Here is a 21641-nt window from a genome sequence, read left to right as displayed (position 1 = left end):
GCGGGGGTGGAGGGCCTCAGGCGAGCCCGAGCTCCTCCAGGCCGTAGACGAAGCGGTACTCCAGCCCCGCCTCGGCGAACTTCTCGCCGGCGCCGGTGGCGCGGTCGGCGATGGTGGCCACGCCGACCACCTCGGCGCCGGCCTCACGGGCGGCGGTGGCGGCCTCGAGCGGGGAGGCGCCGGTGGTCGAGGTGTCCTCGACGACGAGCACCCGGCGGCCCTCGATCGACGGGCCCTCGATGCGCTGCTGCAGGCCGTGGGCCTTGCCCGCCTTGCGCACGACGAAGGCGTCCAGGCGTCTCCCGGCCGCGGCGCTGGCGTGCAGCATCGACGTGGCGACGGGGTCGGCGCCGAGGGTGAGGCCGCCGACGGCGTCGAAGTCGAGGTCCTTGACGAGCTCGAGCATCACGCGGCCCACGAGGGGCGAGGCCTCGCCGTCGAGGGTGATGCGGCGCAGGTCGACGTAGTAGTCGGCCTCCTTGCCGGAGGAGAGGGTCACCCGGCCGTGCACGATGGCCTTGGCCTTGACGATCTCGAGGAGGCGAGCGCGGTCTGTGGTCACAGCGGTGTCGGTCACAGGCCGCCAGCCTAGCCCCGGTCGGCCTTCGGCCGGTGCACCGTCCGCGCCTGGCTGCGCACGACCGAGCGCGGCAGGAACCTGAGGCCGGCCACGATCGCCTTGTAGTGCGTCCCGGGCACGGAGACCACCCGTCCCCTGGCCACGTCGTCGAGGCAGTCGGCGACGAGGCGGTCGGCGTCGAGCCACATGAACTTCGGCAGCCGCGACATGTTGAGCTTCGCCCGCTGGTGGAACTCGGTGCGGGTGAAGCCCGGCAGCAGGGCAGTCGCGGTCACACCGGTGCCGGCGAGCTCGGCCGACAGGCCCTCGGTGAAGACCGTGACGAAGGACTTGACGGCCGAGTAGGTCCCTGAGGTGATCTGGCCAGCGACCGACGAGACGTTGACGATGGCGCCGTGGCCGCGTTCGCGCATGGCGCGGGCCGCGGCGTGGGAGAGCACCAGGACCGCCCGGCCGAGCACGTCGAAGACCGCCTCCTCCTCGGTGACGTCGTTGTCGAGGAAGCGCTTCTTCAGCGCGTAGCCGGCGTTGTTGACCAGCAGGTCCACGGGCTTGGCCCGGTCGGCCAGGCGCTCGGCCACCTTGCCGGTCTCGGCGCGGTCGGAGAGGTCGGCCACGAGGATCTCCGTGCTGACGCCGTACTTGGCGCGCAGCTCGTCGGAGACGTTCTCGAGCCGCACCCGGTCGCGGGCGACCAGCACGACGTCGTGCCCGCGCTCGGCGAGCTGGTGGGCGAAGGACAGGCCGATACCGGATGTGGCGCCGGTCACCAGGGCGGTGCTCATGTGCCCCACTCTAGGCGGGCCACCTAGGGTGGCTGCGTGCGTATTGCCACCTGGAACGTCAACTCGATCCGCTCCCGCATCGACCGCCTCGAGGCCTGGCTGCAGCGCAGCGACGTCGACGTGCTCGCGATCCAGGAGACCAAGTGCCGTGACGACCAGTTCCCTCATCACCGGCTCAAGGGCCTCGGCTACGAGGTCGCCCACTACGGCCTCAACCACTGGAACGGTGTCGCCCTGCTCTCCCGCGTCGGGCTCGAGGACGTGCAGCTCGGCTTCACCGACGTGCCCGGCTGGGGTGACCCGGTGGCCCCGGAGGCCCGGGCCATCGGTGCGGTGTGCGGCGGCGTGCGGGCCTGGTCGCTCTACGTTCCCAACGGGCGCACCCTCGACGACCCGCACATGCCCTACAAGCTGGAGTGGCTCGCCACGCTGAAGCGCAACGCCCAGCAGTGGCTCGCCGACGACCCGCGGGCGCAGGTGGCCCTCATGGGCGACTGGAACATCGCCCCGCGGGACGACGACGTGTGGGACATGGCGTACTTCTCGGGCCGCACCCACGTCTCCCCCGGCGAGCGCGCGGCCTTCCAGGGCTTCCTCGACGCCGGGTTCGTCGACGTCGTGCGCCCGCACGCGCCCGGCCCCGGCGTCTACACCTACTGGGACTACACCCAGCTGCGCTTCGCCAAGCGGCAGGGCATGCGCATCGACTTCGTGCTCGGCTCCCCCGCCCTGGCCGACCGCGTCGTGGGCGCCGTCATCGACCGCGAGGAGCGCAAGGGAAAGGGCGCCTCCGACCACGCCCCGGTCGTCGTCGAGCTCGAGGACTGACCTGCCGGCCTCGGCGGCACCCTCGCGGGCCGGCTCAGCACGGACTTCCGGACTCCTGCTCTCACACCTGGACGCGGCGCAGTCCCAGGCCGGCTGACAGCCCGGCGCCGGCCAGCGCCGCCAGGGCCGCACCCGCGAAGACCGTCTGCACCTGCACCAGCCCGGCCCCGACCAGGGCCGCCGTGTCGGTCTGGTCGGGCAGGGCGGCGACCGTCTCGTAGTAGCGGTGCAGCCCGACCGCGGTGAGCAGCGCGAGCCCGACGACCATGCCGACCATGCGCGCCACCACCACGAGGGCACTGGCCACGCCGTGCGCGTCGTGCGGAGCGCTGGCCAGGGCTGCGTTGTTCACCGGCGCCAACGCGAGGCCGATCCCCACGCCCACGGCCGCAAGCACCACCGTGGTGCTGCCCCGGTCGAGCGAGCCCTCGCCCCACCGGCTCATCTGCCACAGGCCCGCGGCTGCCAGCAGCAGGCCGACGCCGGCGACCGCCCCGTCACCGAGACGGCGCAGCAGCCAGCCACCGGCGAGCGCTCCCACCGGCACGGCCACGAGGAACCGCACCAGCACCAGTGCGGCGGTGGTCTGCGAGTCGGTCAGCGTCAGGCGCGCCAGCACCGGCACGTCGACGACGACGGCCACGAGGGCGACCCCGACGAGCAGGCTGACCGCGAGCGCCGGTCGGGCCCGACCCCGCACCACCCCGCGCGCGACGAGCGGTTCCGCCGCACGCCGGTGCCGCCACAGGTAGAGCACGGCGGCGACGACGCCGACGGGCAGCAGGGCGAACCCCAGCGGGCCGACCACCTCCCGCTCGGGGTCGGAGGCGGCGAAGGTGAGCACGACCGTGCCGAGGGCCAGGCCGAGCAGTGCCGCGCCCGGCAGGTCGGCCCGGCGCAGCACGGGCCACCAGCGCGGGGCGGTGACGGCCAGCCAGACCACACCGAGCCCGAGGGCGGCCAGACCGATCGGGGTGGCGACCCGCGAGCCCGACTCGGGGTCGAAGGGCACGAACGGCACGCCGAGTTCGACGTCGGTCACCAGGGCGGTGGGCGCCGCCAGCGCGAGTGCGCCGCAGCCCAGGGCCAGCGTCCCCACCACCACCGGTATGCCGCGTGGCCGGGCCGGGCGGTGCCGCCCGGTGAGCAGCACCGCGCCGGCGAGGAGCAGGCCGAGCACGACGTTGAGCCAGAAGATGGCGCGCCAGTCGGCGACGGCCAGCACGGCAGCGCCGAGCACCGGCCCCAGCACGCTGCCCAGCTCCTGCACGGCCCCCACCACCCCGAGCGGTGTGCCCCGCCTGCCCACCGGCCAGAGGTCGGCGACAAGGGCGAGGGTGGCCGGCACGAGCCCCCCACCACCGATGCCCTGCACGACCCGGCCGGTCACCAGCACGGGCAGCTCGACGGCGAGCGCGGTGACGGCCGAGCCCAGCACGAACACCGCGAGGCACCCGAGCAGGACCTGCTGGCGGGAGACCAGGTCGGCCAGCCGCCCGATGAGCGGCAGCACGGCGATGTAGCCGAGCAGGAACCCCGAGATGATCGGGGTGGCCTTCTGCAGCGCGTCGATGCCGATGCCGACACCGGTCATCATGTCGGTCAGCGCCAGCACGACGACGTAGGTGTCGGCCGCCGCCAGCGCCACGGCGACCGAGGCCGTGGCGAGCAGCGCCCTAGGGGCGGGTGATCTCAACGGGCTGGTCGAGCCGCTTGAGCCGCAGCGTGTAGGTGGAGGTGGCGCCCTCGTAGAACGGCCCGGTCAGCACGACCGTGCGCAGCTCGTGGCTGCGGTCGGTGACGCCGTAGGTGACCTCGAACGTGCCTGCGCGGTCGCCGACCACGAGCAGGTCGGCGACGGCCGCACCGGGCAGCGTGCCCTTCAGGGTGGCCAGGACGTCGGCGCCGTCGCGCACGGTGGCGTCCTTGCGCAGCCCCTCCGTCGTGTCGACGAGGCTCGTGACGCCCGTCGTGGTGTCGAACAGCTGGGCCGGGTTGGGCGCGCCGTAGTCGGCCGGGTCGATGCGGTTGTAGTCGGGCGTGAAGAACTTCATGTAGACGTCCTGCTCCACCGCGATGACGTCCACAGTGCCCGTCACCCCGTTGACCGACGCGTTCAGGGTGCCGGTGAAGGAGGGCGGGGTGAACCGGCCCGTGCCCTTGGCCCCCGAGATGCCGACCGCCTTGCCCGGCAGGCCCTGCGACTCCAGGGTGAAGCTGACGCTCGGGCTCTTCTCCAGGTTCGCGCGCGCCGAGGCCAGCAGCTCGGACGGGGTCTGGCCCCTGGCCTCGCCGGCCTTCTCGTCGTCGGTGCACGCACCGGCCGCCAGCACCACCGACAGCACCGCCGCCGTCACGGCGGCACCCCTCGCACGCCGGCACACCCGGGCGCCCGTCAGCCTCATGGCGCCACGGTAGTCGCCCCGCCGGCCCGGTCCCCCGCCGCCGCGCCCACCCGGCATACCGGGTGTGCGCGGGGCCGGGCTCCGTCGGTCAGGGTCGGGGCAGGTCGTCCCTGCGGACGCGGAACCAGCGGTGGCCGTAGCCGTCGAGCGGCAGCTCGACGGTGCCACCCCGGTCGGGCTCGAGGGAGCCGCGCTCCAGCAGGTCCTCGAGCCAGATGGGGCCCTCGCCCTCCGTGTCGCGCGGGTGGAGCGTGAAGGAGGCGGTGACGGGGTCGGCCGAGAGGTTGTGCACGGCCACGACCGAGGACCCCGCCCAGTGGCAGCGGTGCGCGAAGACCTGGCGCAGCGGCTGCTGGAGCACGGTGAAGTCGCCCCAGCCGAGCTCCGGGCACTCCCGGTAGGTCTGGATCACGTTGCGCATGAAGTTCCAGAGCGAGTCGGGGTCGCGCTTCTGGTCGGCGACGTTGACGTGCTCGGGACCGAAGCCGTCGGGCACGGGCCGCTGCACCAGCTTGCGGGGCGGGGCGGTGGAGAACCCGCCGTTGTGCACCGGCTCCCACTGCATCGGGGTGCGGACCGCCATCCGGCCCTCGGCCGCGAGGTCCTCGCCCATGCCGATCTCCTCGCCGTAGTAGAGCGTCGGCGTGCCCGGCAGGGAGAACAGCAGGCTGTAGACCATGCGCACCCGGCGCGGGTCGCCGCCCATCATCGGGGGCAGCCGCCGCTTCAGCCCGCGCGCGTATAGCTGCATCTCCGGCTCGGGGCCGAAGGCGGCGAAGACCTCCTGCCGCTCCTTCTCGCTCAGCTTGTCGAGGGTGAGCTCGTCGTGGTTGCGCACGAAGGTCGCCCACTGGCAGTCCTCGTGGATCGGCGGCCGAGACTTGAGCGCCTTCGCGAGCGGGCGGGCGTCCTCGCGGGCCAGCGAGAGGTACATCGCCTGCATGGTGATGAAGTCGAACATCATGTTCAGCTCGTCACCGGCGTTGCCTCCGAAGTACTGCTTCTGCTCCTTGTGCGGCAGGTTGACCTCGCCGAGCAGGATGCCGTCGCCGCGCCGGCGCCCGAGGAAGGCCCGCAGCGCCTTGAGGTACTCGTGGGGGTCGCCCGGCACGTCGTCGCCGGCCGTGTCGACGTCGGCGATGAGGAACGGCACGGCGTCGACACGGAAGCCGGCGATGCCCACCTGGAGCCAGAACCCGATCGACTTGGCGATCTCGTCACGCACCGCCGGGTTGGCGAAGTTGAGGTCGGGCTGGTGCTTGTAGAAGTGGTGGAGATACCACTCGCCGGTCTTCTCGTCGAGCTCCCAGATGCCGTCCTCCTTGTCGGGGAAGACGACCTTGTCCTTCGTGTCGGGCGGCGGGTCGGAGCGCCAGACGTAGTAGTCGCGGTAGGGGTTGTCCTTGCTCCGGCGGGCCGCCTTGAACCACGGGTGCTGGTTCGAGGTGTGGTTGACCACGAGGTCGGCGATCACCCGGATGCCGCGGTCGTTGGCGGTGCGGATCAGCTCGACGAGGTCTCCATGGGTGCCCAGCCGGCTGTCGACGCCGAACAGGTCGGTGACGTCGTAGCCGTCGTCGCGGTCTGGGGTCGGGTAGAACGGCATGAGCCACAGGCAGGTGACTCCGAGCTCGGCGAGGTAGTCGATCCGCTGGGTCATGCCGGTGATGTCACCGATGCCGTCGCCGTCGGAGTCGAAGTAGGTCTCGATGTCGACGCAGTAGATGACGGCGTTCTTCCACCACAGGTCGCTGGTGTTGGACAGGCGCGTGGTCATGGCTCAGCCCTTCCGCAGTTCCGGCAGCACCGTCGAGCCGAAGGCGTCGATGAAGGCCTGCTGTTCCTGGCCCACGTGGTGCAGGTAGATCTCGTCGAAACCGAGCTCGTCGTACTCCGCCAGCCAGTCGCGGTGCCGGCCGAGGTCGTTCGAGACCAAGACCGGGCCGCGCACCTCCTCCGGCTGGACCTTCTGCCACAGCACGTCGAAGGCCTCGGCGGTCTCGATGTCCCACGAGATCGGCGGGCCGAAGACGTTGCCGCCCCACTGCTCGTGCGCGATCGCCAGGGCCTCCTCGTCGGTCGGCGCGAACGACAGGTGCACCTGCAGCGCCATCGGCCCCCTGCCCCCGGCGCCGCGGTAGGCGTCGACGATCTCCCGCAGCGTCTCGACCGGCTGGTTGACCGTGACCAGCCCGTCGGCCCAGGCCGCCACCCGGGCGGCGCTCTCGACCGAGACGGCCGGGCCGATGAGCGGCGGCACGGGATCGGGCAGGTCCCACACCCGCGCCCGGTCGACGGTCACCAGCCCGTCGTGGCTGACCTCCTCGCCGGCGAGCATCCGGCGGATGACGTCGACGCACTCCTCGAGCCGCCGGGTGCGGATCTCCTTGCGCGGCCAGCCGTCGCCGGTGATGTGCTCGTTGCTGGCCTCGCCACTGCCGAGCGCCACCCAGAACCGCCCGGGGAACATCTGCCCGAGCGTGGCGATCTTCTGGGCGTGCACCGCGGGGTGGTAGCGCTGCCCGGGTGCGCTGACGCAGCCGAGGCGCAGCGAGGTGGTGGCGAGCGCCGCCCCGAGCCAGGCCCAGGTGTAGCCCGAGTGGCCCTGCTTCTCGCTCCACGGGGAGAAGTGGTCGGAGCACATGGCCATGTCGAAGCCGGCCTGCTCGGCGTGCTGGACGTCGGCGAGCAGCTGCCGCGGGCTGATCTGCTCGTGCGAGGCGTGGAAGCCGTAACGGGTCATGACAGCTCCTCCGCCGGCAGGTCGTCCTGCGAGGCCTCGTGACCGGGCCGGCCCTGGGTGCGCTCGCGGGTCTTCATCTCGGCCTCGTAGACGTGCCGCTGGCCGCCCATCAGCTCGTCGCGCACGAGCTTCTCGATGCGCTGGAAATCGGCGTAGTAGCCGGAGTCGAAGGCCTCGACGATCTGGAACGTCCACATGCCGGGGAGCACGTTGCGGCCGACCATGTCACGGTCGACGGTGTCGGCGACCTCGTGGTGGCCGGCCTTGCGCAGCAGCTCGACGGCCTCGCCGAGGGCGAGGTCGGCCGTGCCGACGAGGCGGTGCAGGCCGTAGAGCCGGCCGCGGACCTCCTCGATGGCCTCGAAGGCCTCGCTCACCTTGCCCACGGCCTCGACCGTGGCGTCGCTGGCGCCCGCTGGGCGCTTGTGCAGGGGCTCGTCGGTCATGCGCTCCAGTGTGGTGCCGGCCCGCCGAGTCCGCATGGGAAGCCGCCGGCCCGCGAACGCGCCGAGGGGGTATGCGGTGTGCTCACGGCATACCCCCTCGGCTCCTCTCGCCGTGCCCGGGTCAGGCCACGGCGTGGTCCACTCCGCGCACGACGAGCCCGTCGAGGGCGTCGTCGCGGTCGACCCGCACGGTGTCACCGTCACGCACCTCGCCGGCGAGCAGCGCCTTGGCCAGTCGGTCGCCGATCTCCTTCTGCACCAGGCGTCGCAGCGGCCGGGCGCCGTAGGCGGGGTCGTAGCCGGTGAGGGCCAGCCACTCGCGGGCCGCGTCGGTGACCTCGAGGGTGATCCGGCGCTCGGCCAGGCGGGTGGCCAGCTGGCGCACCTGCAGGTCGACGATGTGGCCGAGCTCCTCGGTGCTGAGCGGGTCGAAGACGACGACCTCGTCGAGCCGGTTGAGGAACTCGGGCTTGAACGCGGCCCGCACCGCCGACATGACGGCCTCCTTCTTGTCCTCGGCCGACATCACCGGGTCGATGAGGAACTGCGAGCCGAGGTTGGAGGTCATCACGAGGATGACGTTGCGGAAGTCGACCGTGCGGCCCTGGCCGTCGGTGAGGCGACCGTCGTCGAGCACCTGCAGCAGGATGTCGAAGGTCTCCGGGTGGGCCTTCTCCACCTCGTCGAGGAGCACGACCGAGTAGGGCCGGCGGCGGACCGCCTCGGTGAGCTGGCCGCCCTCCTCGTAGCCGACGTAGCCGGGCGGGGCGCCGATGAGGCGGGCCACGGCGTGCCGCTCGCTGTACTCGCTCATGTCGATGCGGACCATGGCCCGCTCGTCGTCGAACAGGAAGTCGGCGAGGCTCTTGGCGAGCTCTGTCTTGCCGACGCCGGTCGGGCCGAGGAAGAGGAAGCTGCCGGTCGGACGGTCGGGGTCGGCGAGGCCCGCGCGGCTGCGCCGGACGGCGTCGCTGACGGCGCGCACCGCCGTCTCCTGGCCGATCAGCCGGGCGCCGATGATCGACTCCATGCTGAGCAGCTTCTCGGTCTCGCCCTGCAGCAGCCGGCCGGCCGGGATGCCGGTCCAGGCGCTGATGACCTCGGCGATGTCGTCGGCACCGACCCGCTCCTTGACCATGGTGTCCACGCGCACGGTGCCCTCGGCCTCGAGCGCGGCGTCGAGGTCGCGCTGCAGCGCCGGGATCTGGCCGTAGAGGATCGCGGACGCCTCGCCCAGCTGGCCCTCGCGCTGCAGGCGCTCGGCCTGGCTGCGGGCCTCGTCGAGGCGTGCCTTGAGCTCGCCGACCCGGTTGAGGCCGGACTTCTCCTGCTCCCAGCGGGCGTTGAGCGCGGCGAGCTGCTCGCTCTTGTCGGCGAGGGTCTTGCGCAGCGCCTCGAGCCGCTCCCGGGAGGCCTCGTCGGTCTCGCTCTGCAGGTGCAGCTCCTCCATCTTCAGCCGGTCGACGGCGCGGCGGAGCTCGTCGATCTCGACCGGGCTGGAGTCGATCTCCATGCGCAGCCGCGACGCCGCCTCGTCGACGAGGTCGATGGCCTTGTCGGGCAGCTGGCGGCCGGTGATGTAGCGGTCCGACAGGCTCGCGGCGGCGACGAGGGCGCTGTCCTCGATCTCGACCTTGTGGTGCGCCTCGTAGCGCTCCTTGAGGCCGCGGAGGATCGCGATGGTGTCCTCGACACTGGGCTCGCCCACGAAGACCTGCTGGAACCGGCGCTCGAGGGCGGCGTCCTTCTCGATGTGCTCGCGGTACTCGTCGAGCGTGGTGGCGCCGACCAGGCGCAGCTCGCCGCGGGCCAGCAGCGGCTTGAGCATGTTGCCCGCGTCCATCGCGCCCTCACCGGTGGCGCCGGCGCCGACGACGGTGTGCAGCTCGTCGATGAAGGTGATGATCTGGCCGTTGCTGTCCTTGATCTCCTCGAGCACGGCCTTGAGCCGCTCCTCGAACTCACCGCGGTACTTCGCGCCCGCCACCATCGCGCCGAGGTCGAGGCTGATGAGCCGCTTGTCGCGCAGCGACTCGGGCACGTCGCCGTCGACGACGCGCTGGGCGAGGCCCTCGACGACGGCGGTCTTGCCGACGCCGGGCTCACCGATGAGCACCGGGTTGTTCTTGGTGCGCCGCGAGAGCACCTGCACGACGCGGCGGATCTCGGCGTCGCGGCCGATGACCGGGTCGAGCCGGCCGTCGCGCGCCATCTGGGTCAGGTCGGTGCCGTACTTCTCGAGGGCCTCCCCGGCCTCCGCAGGCGTCTCACTGGTGACCTTTCGGCCGCCTCGCAGGGCGTCGACCTTGGCCTCCATGTCCTTGGCACCGCGCTTCTGCACGGCGGCGAGGTGGCCGGTCTCCGCGAGCGCGAGCAGGAGCAGGTCGAGCGCGAGGTAGGTGTCGCCCTTGGCCCGCATGAGGGTGTCCGCCTGCTGGAGGACCGCCGCGGCCTCCCGCCCCAGACCCGGTGGCTGGGCGGCACCCGAGGTGGTGGGCAGCGCGCGGAGCCGCGCGTCGGCCTGCCCCAGCACGTGCGCCGCACCGGTGCCGGCGGCCTGCAGCAAGGCGTCCGCCTGCGCGGTGTCGAGCTGGATGAGGGCACTGGTGAGGTGGTCGGGGGTGATCTCGGGGTGGCCGCTGGACTGGGCGGAGCGCTGGGCGATGGCCAGGGCCTCAGCCACCTTCGCGGTCGGCTTCAACTCCATGGGTGGTGTCTCCTGTGAGTACGTCGGTGAGGTGCGTGGGCTCACGCGGTTCAACCCGCTCAAAGTTGAGTGTATTCCGCTCAACTTCGTGCTGCAGCCGGGCCTCGCGGACGGTGGCGCCTCAGGGTGATGACGGCGAAGAGGGGGCGGGCGCCACGAGGACCCGCCAGCCCTTCGGCAGCTCCGCGCTCGGCACCGCCCGCCATCCGCGGGTGTAGGCCGGACGCTCCTCGCCGGAGCGGAGCACGACGGCCACGGACTGCCGGGCGAGCGCGCCCCGCAGGTCGGCGAGGGTGAACGGCTCGTCTCCCGGGTAGCGCTTGACGACCACTGCGTCGCACTTGGCGAGGTAGGCCACCGGCGCCGACTCCCGGCCGAGCAGGACGCAGGGAGGACGGACCTCGTGTCGCTCGAGCACCTCGGCGACGCGCAGCCAGCGGTCCCGGCCGTTCTGGCTGCCCCCCATGATGCTGCCGAGGATGCTCACCTGCACCGTGCCGTGCGCGAGCAGGGCGACCGCCACGCCGGTGGCCACGACCGCCCGCCAGGGCCCGGCGACGGCGTTCACGAGGTGGCGCAGCGCCTGCGCCACCGGAAGGGCCAGCAGCGCGTAGGCCGGCAGCAGGAACCGTGGCGCGGCATACCCGACGAGCAGCAGGTAGGGCAGCGCCAGCACCGCCCCGGTCCACGCCGGCAGCAGGGTCACCTCCCGGGTCCCCCCGGCAGGCGTCCGGCGCAGCGCGACCCACACGGCCAGCACCACCAGCGCGAGACCGGCCGCCCACAGCACCACGCCGGACGGCGGGATCGGCTGCTGCTCGCGGATGCAGGGCCGGCAGAGCAGCGGCCCGTCGAAGGCCCGCAGCTGGTAGTCGGGCACGAAGCGCTCGTCCGTGCCCTGGGTGCTCAGCGCCCGCCGCACCCTGGGCCAGATGCCGTCGTAGCGCAGCTGCGCCTCCACCAGCCACGGCACCGCACCGACGGCCGCGCCGGCCACGAGGGGGGCGAGGAGGCGCACCACCCGGCGTCGCCACTGCGGATGGGCGATCACCGCGAGGCCGAGTGCCCCGAGCAGCGGCACCGCGTCGCCCGGCCGGATCAGCGTCGCCGCCGCCACGGCGGCCCCACCTGCCCAGGGCAGCCAGGCCGGGGCCCGCCCGAGCGCGGCGCACAGGAGGGTGCCCGTGGCGAGGACGCCCGCGAGCGCGATGAGGACGTTGGGCATCAGGCTCGGCCCGTAGAACACGCTCGTCCAGAGCGACCCGAACACCAGGGCGGCCAGCGCGACCGAGCCGTCGGGGCGCACCCTCAGCCACACGGCATACGCGGCGTAGAGGGCGAGGCTCGACAGCGCAGCGAGGTAGACCCGCAGGGCGATCGAGGAGCCGGTCAGCGCCTGCAGAGGGGCTGCCAGCCACGGCATCCCGCGGGCACGCGGCGCCGTGAACGACAGTGCCGGCCTGCGGGGGTCGTTCTGGCTGGCGTAGATGGCCTCGTCCCAGCCGAGGGGGAAGTCGGCCACGAGGAGCACCTGGACGGCGCCGAAGGCGACCGCGACACCTGCCAGCCAGGTGTGCGGCGTGATCCGATCCCCCACTCGGGCAACCCGGCCCATGGGCCGCAGTCTGCCCGCGCCGGCCGCTGCCGACGACCTTCCCACGCCGCGCGAGAGCCCCGGATTTCCTTGCCAACTCTTTACGGTCGTCACCGACTCGCGATGACGGGGCCGACCTAGGGTCGCGGGTGCCGTCGCCTTCGAGGGGCCGACAGGCTCGGGCGGCGGCGCTCACCGACACCAGGAGGAATGAGTGCGAGTACAACGACGTACTGCGACAGCAGCGGCTGCCCTTGCCGCTGCGGGGCTGGCCGTGACCACCGTCGCCGCCGGACCGGCTTTCGCTGACAACCCGAACAACTCCCAGGAGATGCGCGCCGCCGTCACCGTCGACGGCGTGATGCGGCACCTCGAGGCGTTCCAGGAGATCGCCGACGAGAACGACGGCAACCGTGGCGCGGGCACCGCCGGCTACGACGCCTCTGGCGAGTACGTCGAGAAGGTGCTGCGGTCGGCGGGGTACGAGACCGAGCGCCAGTACTTCGACTTCGTCTACGACGAGGTCGTCTCCACCTCGCTCGAGGAGGTCTCCCCCGACCAGCGTTCCATCGAGCACAACCCGATGAGCTACAGCCCCTCGACCCCGGCGGGCGGCGTCACCGCTGCCCTCGCCGCACCGACCGGCGCGGCGACCGGCTGCGAGACCTCTGACTGGGCCGGCTTCCCCGCGGGCAGCATCGCCCTGGTCAGCCGCGGAGTCTGCGCGTTCGCCGTGAAGTCGCAGATGGCCAAGGCGGCCGGCGCCCCGGCAGCGATCGTCTACAACAACGGCGACGGCGCCCTCAACGGCACCCTGGGCGGGCCCGCCGACAACTACGCGCCGATCACCGGCGTCACCAAGGCCGAGGGTGCGACGCTGCTGGGCAAGATCGCGGCCGGTGGGGTCACCGTGAAGTTCGACCTGCAGAAGATCGTCGAGGACCGTCGGACGTTCAACCTCATCGCCGAGACGACGACGGGCCGCGACGACAACGTCGTCATGCTCGGCGCGCACCTCGACTCCGTGCACGACGGCGCCGGCATCAACGACAACGGCAGCGGCTCGGCCGGCATCCTCGAGACCGCGGTGCAGCTGGCCAAGGTCAACAAGCTCAACAACAAGGTGCGGTTCGCCTGGTGGGGTGCGGAGGAGCTCGGCCTGCTCGGCTCGGAGCACTACGTCGGCGACCTCGCGGAGAACAACGAGGACGAGCTCGACCGGATCGCCACCTACCTCAACTTCGACATGATCGCCTCGCCCAACTTCAAGATCGGGGTCTACGACGCCGACCAGTCGACCTACAAGGCACCGGTCACGGTGCCCAAGGGATCGATCGAGACCGAGGACGTCCTCACGAGCTACTTCGACGGCATCGCCCAGCCCTGGGTCGACACCGAGTTCTCCGGCCGCTCGGACTACCAGGCCTTCATCGAGCACGGCGTCCCCGCCTCGGGCCTGTTCACCGGCGGCGACGGCGTGAAGACGGCCAAGGAGGTCGAGATGTTCGGCGGCACGGCCGGCATCACCTACGACCCGAACTACCACAGCCCCGCGGACGACATCACCAACGTCAACAGCACCGCGCTCGACATCATGAGCGACGCGATCGCGCACGCGACCATCACGCTGGCGCAGAGCACCGAGTCCATCAACGGGGCGCGCAGTGCCGGCAGGTCCGGCAACCCGCACCCGGTGGAGGACGACCTGCACGAGGACGTCGCCTGACGGCGCGTCCGCACCGCTGAACGTATGCCGCGCGGCAGCGCACGCGTCGCCGCGCGGCATACGGTGTGGTCGTGCCGATCCCGATGCGGGTGGCGCGGTTCAACCGCCTCGTCACCAACCGCGTTGCCACCCCGCTGTTGCGCCGGCTCCCCGGCTTCGCGGTCGTGCACCACGTGGGCCGACGCTCCGGCCGCCACTACCGGACGCCGGTCAACCTCTTCCCCGCCGAGGGTGGCTACGTCATCGCCCTCACCTACGGGCCCGACGTCGACTGGCTGAGGAACGTGCTCGTCGCGGGCGGCTGCGAGCTGGAGGTGCGCGGGCGGCGGGTCCGCTGCACCTCACCCGTGGTCTTCCACGACCCGTCGGCCGCACGGATCCGCCTGCCGGAGCGCCCGATCCTGAGGCTGCTCAAGGTCGCCGACTTCGTGTCACTGACGGCCGCCGATGGCAGCGCGCCCACGGCCGTGCCCGGTTAGCCTGCCGGACATGGCCTCCTCAGCGCCGACCCGGGCCGACCGCGCACGCCAGCTGGGCGTGACCGTCAGCGAGGTGCTCTGCGTACTGGGCACCCTCGTCGGGGTGGGCGTCATCGGTGGCACGGAGGTGCCCGAGTCCTCCGGCGGCGCCCTTGCCGCGGACGCCACGCTGCTCGCCCCGGCAAGCCCCGCGTTCTCGATCTGGTCGGTGGTCTACGCCGGCCTGGCCGCCTACACCGTGTGGCAGTGGCTCCCCGACCAGGCGACCGACGAGCGGCACCGGCGCACCGGCTGGCTGGCGGCGGCCTCCATGCTGCTCAACGCCACCTGGCTGCTGGTGACCCGGCAGGGGTGGATCTGGCTGAGCGTGGTGGTGATCGCGGCCCTCGTCGTGGTGCTGGGGGTGCTGGTGCAGCGGCTGACCGAGCGACCCTCGTTCGGGTTCGTCGAGGCGGTGGTCGTCGACGGCACGTTCGGCGCCTACCTCGGCTGGGTCTGCGTGGCCACCTGCGCCAACGTCACGGCCGCCCTCGTCGCCAGCGGGGTCGACCCGGGCCCGCCTGCGAGCGAGGCGTGGGCGGTGGCGGTGCTCGCCCTCGTGGCCGGCGTCGGCGTGCTGCTCGCCCGCCGCCTCGAGGGCCGGTATGCCGTGGCCCTCGCCATCGCGTGGGGGCTGCTCTGGATCGCGGTCGGCCGGGTCGGCGACGAGCCGCAGTCGACGGTCACCGCGTGGGCCGCCGTGGCGGCCGCCGTGGTCGTGGTGGTGGCGACGGCCCGGCAGAGGGCGCGGGTGCGCGGGCCGGTGGACGACACCACCACCTGACCCGGCTAGGTGGCCGGCTGGGCCTGCGGGAGGCCCAGCCCCCGGACGGCCTGGGCGACCAGCTCCTCGGGCGGCAGCGAGACGTCGAGCTCGATGCCCGACTCGTCGGGCATCAGCGGCTCGAGCGTGGCCACCTGAGAGTCGAGCAGGCTGGCGGGCATGTAGTGCCCCGAGCGGGAGGAGATCCGGTCGCGGATCACCTCCACGTGCCCGTCGAGGTGCACGAAGTCGAGCGTGGGCGGCCCGGCTGCCAGCACGTCGCGGTAGGTGCGACGCAGTGCCGAGCAGGCGATGACGGTCGAGCGGCCCTCGGCCGCACGCTCGGCCATCCAGGCCGCCAGGTCGCCCAGCCACGGCCAGCGGTCCTCGTCCTCGAGGGGGATGCCGGCGCGCATCTTCTCCACGCTGGCGCGCGAGTGGAAGTCGTCGGCCTCGGCGAAGAGCAGCCCGGTCGCAGCGGCGATGCCGTGCGCGACCGTGGTCTTGCCCGAGCCGGACACGCCCATCACGACGACGTGCCGGGTGCCCGACCTGAGGTCGAGCGGCGTGCCACCAGCAGGGGCCTCGGGGGCGGTATCGCCGGTCACGGCCTGCGGGTCACCAGTCATGGACGGTGCCGTCCTTGAGGCGGTTGAACGGCAGGTAGGCCGGCTGGTACGGGTGCTTCGCGGCCGCGTCCTCGTCGAGCTCGACGCCCAGGCCCGGCTCGTTGCCGGGGTGCAGGTAGCCGTCCTCGAAGGTGAAGGACTGCCGGAACACCTCGTTCGTCAACGGCCCGTGCTGCATGTACTCCTGGATCCCGAAGTTGTGGATCGCCAGGTCGAGGTGCAGCGCCGCCGCCATCCCGACCGGGGAGATGTCGGTCGGGCCGTGGATGCCGGACTTGATCTGGTACTGCGCCGCGAAGTCCAGCAGCTTGCGCATCGCCGTGATCCCACCGGTGTGGGTCACCGCCGAGCGCACGTAGTCGATGAGCTGCTCGCGGATCAGGGTCTGGTAGTCCCAGACGGTGTTGAAGATCTCCCCGATCGCCAGCGGGGTCGTGGTGTGCTGGCGCACCAGCCGCAGCGCCTCCTGGTTCTCCGCCGGGGTGCAGTCCTCGAGCCAGAACAGGTCGTAGGGCTCGAGTGCCTTGCCCAGCTTGGCGGCCTGGATGGGGGTCATGCGGTGGTGCCCGTCGTGCAGCAGCGGCAGCTCGGGGCCGAACTCGCCCCGCACCGCCTCGAAGACGGTCGGGATGTGCCGCAGGTAGGCCCGGGTGTCCCAGTCCTCCTCCGCCGGCAGCGGCGCCCGCTGGGCCGGCTCGTAGTCGTAGCGCCTGCCCTCGCTGCTCGGCTGCGCGGCCACCCCGTACACCGCGTTGATCCCCGGCACCGAGGTCTGCACCCGGATCGAGCGGTACCCCAGCTCCAGGTGCTTGCGGATCGAGTCGAACAGCTCCTGCGTGTCGCGGCCGGAGGCGTGGCCGTAGGCCATGATCCCGGTGCGCGAGGCGCCGCCGAGGAGCTGGTAGAGCGGCATCCCCGCCGCCTTGGCCTTGATGTCCCACAACGCCACGTCCACCGCCGCGATGGCGGCCATGGTCACCGGACCGCGACGCCAGTAGGCCGACCGGTAGAGGAACTGCCAGGCGTCCTCGATGTTGTGCGCGTCCCGACCGAGCAGCAGCGGCACCACGTGGTCCTTCAGGTAGGACGCCACCGCGAGCTCGCGGCCGTTGAGGGTTCCGTCGCCCAGGCCGGTCAGGCCGTCCTCGGTCGTGACCTTCAACGTCACGAAGTTGCGGTCGGGGCTGGAGACGATCACGTCGGCGGCGACGATCTTCACGGGTGGGCCTCTCGGTTCTGGGCTCTGGGCAGGGGTGCTGGCTGTCGTCAGCGCACGGTGGCGCCGGGCGTGTGTCGTTGCAGGAGGGTGAGGTCTGCGCGGGTGGGAGCGCCCTCCCAGTCGCCGCGGGTGGAGACGGCGAAGGCGCCGGTGGTGGCCCCCCGGGCGAGGCAGTCCGCGGGCTCGAGGCCGTCGACGACCCCGGACAGGAAGCCGGCGGTGAAGGCGTCGCCGGCGCCGATCGGGTCGACCGCCGTCACCGCGAGGGCCGGCGCGTCCACACGGCCCTCGCGGGAGTGCAGCGTGGCGCCGCGCGGACCCCGCTTCACCGCGACCTGCCGCACGCCCTTGCCGAGCAGGTCGGCGACGGCCTCGTCCTCGCGGCCCTCCGCCACGAGGTCGAGCTCGTCGTCGGAGGCGATGACCAGCGTGGCCCGTCGGGCCAGCGGCGCGAGCACCTCGCGGGCTCGCTCACGGCTCCACAGGCGGCCGCGGAAGTTCACGTCGAAGGAGACCAGGACGCCTGCGGCGCATGCCGACTCGACCGCCCAGGACACGGCCTCCGCTGCACCGGCGGACAGCGCCGGGGTGATGCCGGTGACGTGCAGGACCCGCGGTGGAGCCTCCAGCGCGGCGGCCACGTCATCCTTGCCCACGGCCGACCCGGCCGAGCCCGCTCGGCGGTACTCGACGCTGGTCAGGTCCGCGGTGCGCTGCTCCACGAACATCAGGCCGGTGGGCCGGTCACTGTCCACAACGGCATACCCCGTGTCCACACCCTCGGCCCGAAGCTGACGCAGCACCAGCCGGCCGAACGAGTCGTCGCCCACCCGGCCGGCCCACGCGACCGTGTGCCCGAGCCGCGAGAGGCCGATCGCCACGTTGGACTCGGCTCCCGCGAGCCGGGTGGTCTGCAGACCACCCTGGACCAGCGGGCCGTCGGCCCGGAAGGAGACCATCGACTCACCGAAGGTGAGCACCTCGACAGCTGCGGGCGTCATTGCGTATGCCGTTCTGCTGCAGCGGTGTAGGCGCGGGCGCGGGTGCGCAGCGCCTCGAGGTCACCGCCCGAGGCGGCATCGCCGACGAGCGGGCTGCCGACGCCGACGGCGACCGCCCCGACCGCGAGGTAGCTCCTCAGCTCGTCGAGGCCCACTCCCCCGACGGCGAGGAACGGGATGTGGGGGAAGGGGTCGCGGACGGCCTTGAGGTAGGCGGGGCCGCCGACCGAGGCGGGGAACAGCTTCACGGCGCTCGCCCCCTGCTGCACGGCGGCGAAGGCCTCGGTGGGGGTGAGGGCGCCGGCAGCGACCGGCAGGCCGCGCGCAGCCGCCACCGCGACGGACGGCGTCACGGCGGGGGTGACGACGAACTGGGCCCCGGCGGACTCCACGTCGGCGACGTCGCCGGCCGTCAGCACGGTGCCCGCACCGATCTGGGCCCCCTCCGGCAGCTGGGCACGCACCTGCTCGATGGCCTCACGCGCTCCGGGGGTCGTCAGCGAGATCTCGACGAACCGCACCCCTTCGTCGAACAGCGCGAGTGCCGTCGCCACGGCCGCCTGCGTGTCGGTCCCGCGGATGATGGCCATGACCCGTGCACGGGACAGGGCGGCGACGAACGCGCCCGACGGCATACCGGTCACCACGGCGCTCACCACTCCGCGAAGGAGCCGTCGGCGTGCCGCCACACCGGCCCGCGCCAGGCGTGCCCGCGCTTGTCGGCGGCACGCACCGCCTGCTCGTCGACCTCGACGCCGAGGCCGGGTGCGGTCAGCCGCTCGATGTGGCCGTCGACGAACTTCAGCGGCTCGGGGTCGACGACGTAGTCGAGGACCTCGGCACCCTGGTTGTAGTGGATGCCGATGCTCTGCTCCTGGATGAGGTAGTTCGGCGTCGCGAAGCCGACCTGCAGGCAGGCGGCCAGCGCCAGCGGCCCCAGCGGGCAGTGCGGAGCCAGCTGCACGTCGTAGACCTCGGCCAGCGCGGCGATCTTGCGCACCTCGGTGATGCCGCCGGCGTGCGAGAGGTCCGGCTGCGCCACGGCGATGCCGGCCTGCAGCACCGGGAGGAACTCCTGCCGGCTGTAGAGCCGCTCCCCCGTCGAGACGGGCGTGGTGGTCGAGCGGACGAACTCGCCGATGAGGTGGGAGTTCTCGGGGACGACCGGCTCCTCGAGGAAGAACGGCCGGAAGGGCTCGAGCAGCGGGGCGACGCGGCGGGCGTTGGCGAGGGTGAACCGGCCGTGGAAGTCGACGGCGACGTCGCCGTGGTGGCCCAGCACCTCGCGGGCCGCCGCCACGCGCTCGACGACGCCGTCGATCTCGGCGACGGTGGCGACCGGGCTCATCCGGCCCGAGGCGTTCATCTTGACCGCGGTGAGGCCGGCCTCGACCTGCTCGGCGATGTGGTCGGCCACCTCGGCCGGCTCGTCGCCGCCGACCCAGCCGTAGACGCGGATCCGGTCGCGGACCGGGCCGCCGAGCAGCTGGTGCACGGGAGCGCCGAAGTGCTTGCCGGCGATGTCCCACAGCGCCTGGTCGATGCCGGAGACGGCGCTGGCCAGGATGGGCCCCCCGCGGTAGAAGGACCCCTTGGTCATCACCTGCCAGTGGTCCTCGATGCGCAGGGCATCCCTGCCGAGCACCATCTCGCCGAGCTGGTCGACGGCGGTGCGCACCGTCTCGGAGCGTCCCTCGCAGGTGGCCTCGCCCCAGCCGACGACGCCGCCGTCGGTCTCGATGCGGACGAAGAGCCAGCGCGGGGCGACGAGGAAGGTCTCGACGCTGCGGATGGTCGTGGTCATGGCGGACATCCGGCTCAGCCCTTCGTCGCGCCCGCGGTCAGGCCCGAGACGACGTACTTCTGGGCGAAGAGCGCGATGAGCATGATCGGCAGGGTCACGACGGTGGAGGCCGCCATCAGGCCGCCCCAGTCGATGCTGGCGTAGCCGACGAAGTCGAAGATCGCGACGGGCAGCGTCTTGGTGTCGGCGCTCGAGAGCACCAGGGCGAACATGAAGTTGTTCCAGGAGAAGATGAACGACAGGATCCCGGCGGTCGCGATGCCGGGCGTCGACAGTGGAAGGGTGATCCGGCGGAACGCCCCGATCGGCGTGAGGCCGTCGACCATCGCCGACTCCTCGAGCTCGATCGGCAGGCCGTCGAAGTAGCCCATCATGATGTAGACGATCAGCGGCAGGGACACGAACATGTGGCTCAGGATCAGCACGGTGAAGCCGCCGACCATCTTGAGGTTCGAGAAGACGTAGTACCAGGGCACCAGCAGCGACACCGCCGGGATGACGCGGGCCATCAGCACGACCAGCGCCGAGCGCCGCATCGAGAACCGGCTCATCGAGTAGGCGGCCGGCACCCCGAGCAGGATCGACAGCGCGGTCGCGGCGAAGGCGACCCAGAGGCTGTTGACGATGAACTGCACGTAGTTCGCCTGCTGGAGGACCTTGTCGTAGTTGTCCCAGGTGGGAGTGAAGACGATCGCCTTGTCGGGGTTGTAGATGTCGACGTTGGTCTTGAGGGAGGCGGCGACCATCCAGGCCAGCGGGGCCAGCAGCGCCAGCACGACGACGACCAGCGCCGCGACGCGGAAGACCTTGTACGGGGTGCGGGCGCGCATCAGGCGGCGTCCTTCCGGCGAGTCGTGACGGCCAACATCGAGCCGATGATGATGAGGAAGAAGAGGATGAGCACCGCCGAGGAGACGCCGTACTCGTTGTAGTCGAAGCTCAGGCCGTAGGCGTAGACGTTGAGCGTCTCGACCTCGTGGAACGAGCCGCCGCCCTTGCCCTTGGTGGCGTAGAGGATGTCGAAGGTCTTCAGCGCGTCGATGCCGCGCAGCAGCACGGCCACGACGACGGTCGGCATGAGGAGCGGCAGGGTGACGTGGCGGAAGCGCTGCCAGGCGTTCGCCCCGTCGATCAGGGCCGCCTCCTGCGGCTCGTCGGACAGCGACGTCAGGCCGGCCAGGAGGATGAGCACGATCATCGGCGTCCACTGCCAGATGTCGATGAACATCGTCGTCGGCAGCGCGGTCTTCTCACCCGCGAGCCAGGGCCAGGGGCCGAGGCCGAACCACGCGAGGAAGCGGTTGGCCAGGCCGATGTTGGGGTCGAAGATCAGGCGCCACATCATGCCCACGGCCACGGGGGTGGCGACCAGCGGCAGCAGGATGGCGACGCGCACCCACTTCTCGCCCTTGAAGGGCCGCCACAGCAGCAGGGCGATGGCCATGCCGAGCACCACCTCGACGAGCAGCACCCCACCGGTGAAGACGACGGTGCGCAGGACCGCCGGCCAGAAGCGTTCGGTGTCGCCGAGCACCTCGAGGTAGTTGGCGAAGCCGATGAACTCCGACTCGGCGCGCACCGAGCCCTCGGCGTCGGTGAGGCTGAGGTAGACCGTCCACGCCACCGGGAAGACGATGAGGACGGCGACGAACACCATCGCCGGTGCGGCAAACAGCCACTTGCGGTGGTGGTTGGCCCAGCGCGCCCAGGCCGGCGTGCTCGCCGAGGTGGTGAGGCTGGTCTCCCTCGCCGTGCTGGGAGTGGTGGTCGTGGCAGCCATGCGTGTGCTCCAGGTCGCGGTGGTGTCGCGGGTCGTGAGGTGCTGGGGCTGGTGGGTACCTGCCCCAGCGGGCCGGGTGGCCGGGTGCCCGAGAGGGGTCGGGCACCCGGCCG

At 72.1% G+C, this 21641-nt stretch carries 20 protein-coding genes; 4 read left to right on the top strand and 16 right to left on the bottom strand.

What is annotated here, in order from left to right:
• Window positions 1–16 precede the first annotated feature (16 nt).
• Together pyrE and P0Y31_RS03995 are read right to left on the bottom strand one after the other, a co-directional pair.
• Complete coding sequence (pyrE, locus tag P0Y31_RS04000) at window positions 17–577, bottom strand: orotate phosphoribosyltransferase (protein ID WP_275866762.1); 561 nt, start codon at window positions 575–577, stop codon at window positions 17–19.
• 11 nt (window positions 578–588) lie between these two features.
• The gene (locus tag P0Y31_RS03995) at window positions 589–1365 is read right to left on the bottom strand and encodes an SDR family oxidoreductase (RefSeq protein WP_275866761.1); all 777 of its coding nucleotides are present in this window, start codon (window positions 1363–1365) and stop codon (window positions 589–591) included.
• A gap of 36 nt (window positions 1366–1401) precedes the next feature.
• Between P0Y31_RS03995 and P0Y31_RS03990 the strand changes: the two genes are divergently transcribed.
• Complete coding sequence (locus tag P0Y31_RS03990) at window positions 1402–2193, top strand: exodeoxyribonuclease III (protein ID WP_275866760.1); 792 nt, start codon at window positions 1402–1404, stop codon at window positions 2191–2193.
• Window positions 2194–2254: 61 nt separating this feature from the next.
• Here the strand turns inward: P0Y31_RS03990 and P0Y31_RS03985 are convergent, their stop codons facing one another.
• The 7 genes from P0Y31_RS03985 to P0Y31_RS03955 all read right to left on the bottom strand — a co-directional run bounded on the left by P0Y31_RS03985 (window position 2255) and on the right by P0Y31_RS03955 (window position 12109).
• Window positions 2255–3889, bottom strand: coding sequence for an MFS transporter (locus tag P0Y31_RS03985; protein ID WP_275866759.1), 1635 nt, complete (start codon window positions 3887–3889; stop codon window positions 2255–2257).
• On the bottom strand, window positions 3870–4598 hold the full coding sequence (locus P0Y31_RS03980) for an LppX_LprAFG lipoprotein (RefSeq protein WP_275866758.1): 729 nt from the start codon (window positions 4596–4598) through the stop codon (window positions 3870–3872). The genes P0Y31_RS03985 and P0Y31_RS03980 overlap by 20 nt, the downstream gene beginning before the upstream one ends.
• 88 nt (window positions 4599–4686) lie before the next feature.
• Complete coding sequence (locus P0Y31_RS03975) at window positions 4687–6375, bottom strand: alpha-amylase family protein (protein WP_275866757.1); 1689 nt, start codon at window positions 6373–6375, stop codon at window positions 4687–4689.
• Between the two features lie 3 nt (window positions 6376–6378).
• The gene (locus P0Y31_RS03970) at window positions 6379–7341 is read right to left on the bottom strand and encodes a TIGR03885 family FMN-dependent LLM class oxidoreductase (protein ID WP_275866756.1); all 963 of its coding nucleotides are present in this window, start codon (window positions 7339–7341) and stop codon (window positions 6379–6381) included.
• Complete coding sequence (locus tag P0Y31_RS03965; RefSeq protein ID WP_275866755.1) at window positions 7338–7787, bottom strand: hypothetical protein; 450 nt, start codon at window positions 7785–7787, stop codon at window positions 7338–7340. The genes P0Y31_RS03970 and P0Y31_RS03965 overlap by 4 nt, the downstream gene beginning before the upstream one ends.
• A gap of 121 nt (window positions 7788–7908) precedes the next feature.
• Window positions 7909–10494, bottom strand: coding sequence for an ATP-dependent chaperone ClpB (gene clpB / locus P0Y31_RS03960; RefSeq protein WP_275866754.1), 2586 nt, complete (start codon window positions 10492–10494; stop codon window positions 7909–7911).
• Window positions 10495–10615: 121 nt separating this feature from the next.
• A complete protein-coding gene (locus P0Y31_RS03955; protein WP_275866753.1) occupies window positions 10616–12109 on the bottom strand; it encodes a hypothetical protein in 1494 nt (497 codons plus the stop codon).
• Window positions 12110–12362: 253 nt separating this feature from the next.
• Between P0Y31_RS03955 and P0Y31_RS03950 the strand changes: the two genes are divergently transcribed.
• From P0Y31_RS03950 to P0Y31_RS03940, 3 genes are all read left to right on the top strand, one after another.
• Window positions 12363–13814: a M20/M25/M40 family metallo-hydrolase gene (locus P0Y31_RS03950; protein ID WP_275866752.1), complete on the top strand. Its 1452-nt coding sequence runs from the start codon at window positions 12363–12365 to the stop codon at window positions 13812–13814.
• A 71-nt stretch (window positions 13815–13885) separates the two neighbouring features.
• Window positions 13886–14293: a nitroreductase family deazaflavin-dependent oxidoreductase gene (locus P0Y31_RS03945; RefSeq protein ID WP_275866751.1), complete on the top strand. Its 408-nt coding sequence runs from the start codon at window positions 13886–13888 to the stop codon at window positions 14291–14293.
• Window positions 14294–14303: 10 nt separating this feature from the next.
• Window positions 14304–15116 (top strand): tryptophan-rich sensory protein, encoded by an 813-nt coding sequence (locus P0Y31_RS03940; RefSeq protein ID WP_275866750.1) that lies wholly within the window; start codon window positions 14304–14306, stop codon window positions 15114–15116.
• Window positions 15117–15121: 5 nt separating this feature from the next.
• Here P0Y31_RS03940 and P0Y31_RS03935 read toward each other — a convergent pair whose 3' ends face one another.
• The 7 genes from P0Y31_RS03935 to P0Y31_RS03905 are packed head-to-tail and all read right to left on the bottom strand — an operon-like array spanning window position 15122 to window position 21528.
• Window positions 15122–15724, bottom strand: a complete 603-nt coding sequence (locus P0Y31_RS03935) for a gluconokinase, GntK/IdnK-type (RefSeq protein WP_275866749.1) — start codon at window positions 15722–15724, stop codon at window positions 15122–15124.
• Complete coding sequence (manD, locus tag P0Y31_RS03930) at window positions 15714–16943, bottom strand: D-mannonate dehydratase ManD (RefSeq protein ID WP_275866748.1); 1230 nt, start codon at window positions 16941–16943, stop codon at window positions 15714–15716. Before manD ends, P0Y31_RS03935 begins: the two co-directional genes overlap by 11 nt.
• Window positions 16944–16990: 47 nt before the next feature.
• Window positions 16991–17944 carry a sugar kinase gene (locus P0Y31_RS03925; RefSeq protein WP_275866747.1) on the bottom strand — a complete coding sequence of 318 codons (954 nt, stop codon included), beginning with the start codon at window positions 17942–17944 and terminating at the stop codon, window positions 16991–16993.
• On the bottom strand, window positions 17941–18600 hold the full coding sequence (locus tag P0Y31_RS03920; RefSeq protein ID WP_275866746.1) for a bifunctional 4-hydroxy-2-oxoglutarate aldolase/2-dehydro-3-deoxy-phosphogluconate aldolase: 660 nt from the start codon (window positions 18598–18600) through the stop codon (window positions 17941–17943). Before P0Y31_RS03920 ends, P0Y31_RS03925 begins: the two co-directional genes overlap by 4 nt.
• Entirely contained in the window at window positions 18597–19748 is a 1152-nt protein-coding gene (dgoD, locus tag P0Y31_RS03915) for a galactonate dehydratase (protein ID WP_275866745.1), read from the bottom strand. Before dgoD ends, P0Y31_RS03920 begins: the two co-directional genes overlap by 4 nt.
• A 14-nt stretch (window positions 19749–19762) precedes the next feature.
• Window positions 19763–20578 (bottom strand): carbohydrate ABC transporter permease, encoded by an 816-nt coding sequence (locus tag P0Y31_RS03910; protein WP_275806311.1) that lies wholly within the window; start codon window positions 20576–20578, stop codon window positions 19763–19765.
• Window positions 20578–21528, bottom strand: a complete 951-nt coding sequence (locus tag P0Y31_RS03905; RefSeq protein ID WP_275866744.1) for a sugar ABC transporter permease — start codon at window positions 21526–21528, stop codon at window positions 20578–20580. The genes P0Y31_RS03910 and P0Y31_RS03905 overlap by 1 nt, the downstream gene beginning before the upstream one ends.
• Between the last annotated feature and the right edge of the window lie 113 nt (window positions 21529–21641).

Origin of the sequence: Knoellia sp. 3-2P3 (genome assembly GCF_029223115.1) — a bacterium.
Classification (GTDB): domain Bacteria; phylum Actinomycetota; class Actinomycetes; order Actinomycetales; family Dermatophilaceae; genus Pedococcus_A.
Note: the sequence above shows the minus strand (reverse complement) of the source record. Positions and strands in the feature narration are given on the sequence as shown.

Bases quoted from the DNA above. Each gene is read 5' to 3' on its own strand.
- P0Y31_RS03925 (WP_275866747.1), bottom strand. From the start codon at position 17,944: ATGACGCCCGCAGCTGTCGAGGTGCTCACCTTCGGTGAGTCGATGGTC.
- P0Y31_RS03910 (WP_275806311.1), bottom strand. From the start codon at position 20,578: ATGCGCGCCCGCACCCCGTACAAGGTCTTCCGCGTCGCGGCGCTGGTC.
- P0Y31_RS03955 (WP_275866753.1), bottom strand. From the start codon at position 12,109: ATGGGCCGGGTTGCCCGAGTGGGGGATCGGATCACGCCGCACACCTGG.
- P0Y31_RS03935 (WP_275866749.1), bottom strand. From the start codon at position 15,724: ATGACTGGTGACCCGCAGGCCGTGACCGGCGATACCGCCCCCGAGGCC.
- dgoD (WP_275866745.1), bottom strand. From the start codon at position 19,748: ATGACCACGACCATCCGCAGCGTCGAGACCTTCCTCGTCGCCCCGCGC.
- P0Y31_RS03980 (WP_275866758.1), bottom strand. From the start codon at position 4,598: ATGAGGCTGACGGGCGCCCGGGTGTGCCGGCGTGCGAGGGGTGCCGCC.
- P0Y31_RS03940 (WP_275866750.1), top strand. From the start codon at position 14,304: ATGGCCTCCTCAGCGCCGACCCGGGCCGACCGCGCACGCCAGCTGGGC.
- clpB (WP_275866754.1), bottom strand. From the start codon at position 10,494: ATGGAGTTGAAGCCGACCGCGAAGGTGGCTGAGGCCCTGGCCATCGCC.
- P0Y31_RS03965 (WP_275866755.1), bottom strand. From the start codon at position 7,787: ATGACCGACGAGCCCCTGCACAAGCGCCCAGCGGGCGCCAGCGACGCC.
- P0Y31_RS03995 (WP_275866761.1), bottom strand. From the start codon at position 1,365: ATGAGCACCGCCCTGGTGACCGGCGCCACATCCGGTATCGGCCTGTCC.
- P0Y31_RS03970 (WP_275866756.1), bottom strand. From the start codon at position 7,341: ATGACCCGTTACGGCTTCCACGCCTCGCACGAGCAGATCAGCCCGCGG.
- P0Y31_RS03975 (WP_275866757.1), bottom strand. From the start codon at position 6,375: ATGACCACGCGCCTGTCCAACACCAGCGACCTGTGGTGGAAGAACGCC.
- P0Y31_RS03905 (WP_275866744.1), bottom strand. From the start codon at position 21,528: ATGGCTGCCACGACCACCACTCCCAGCACGGCGAGGGAGACCAGCCTC.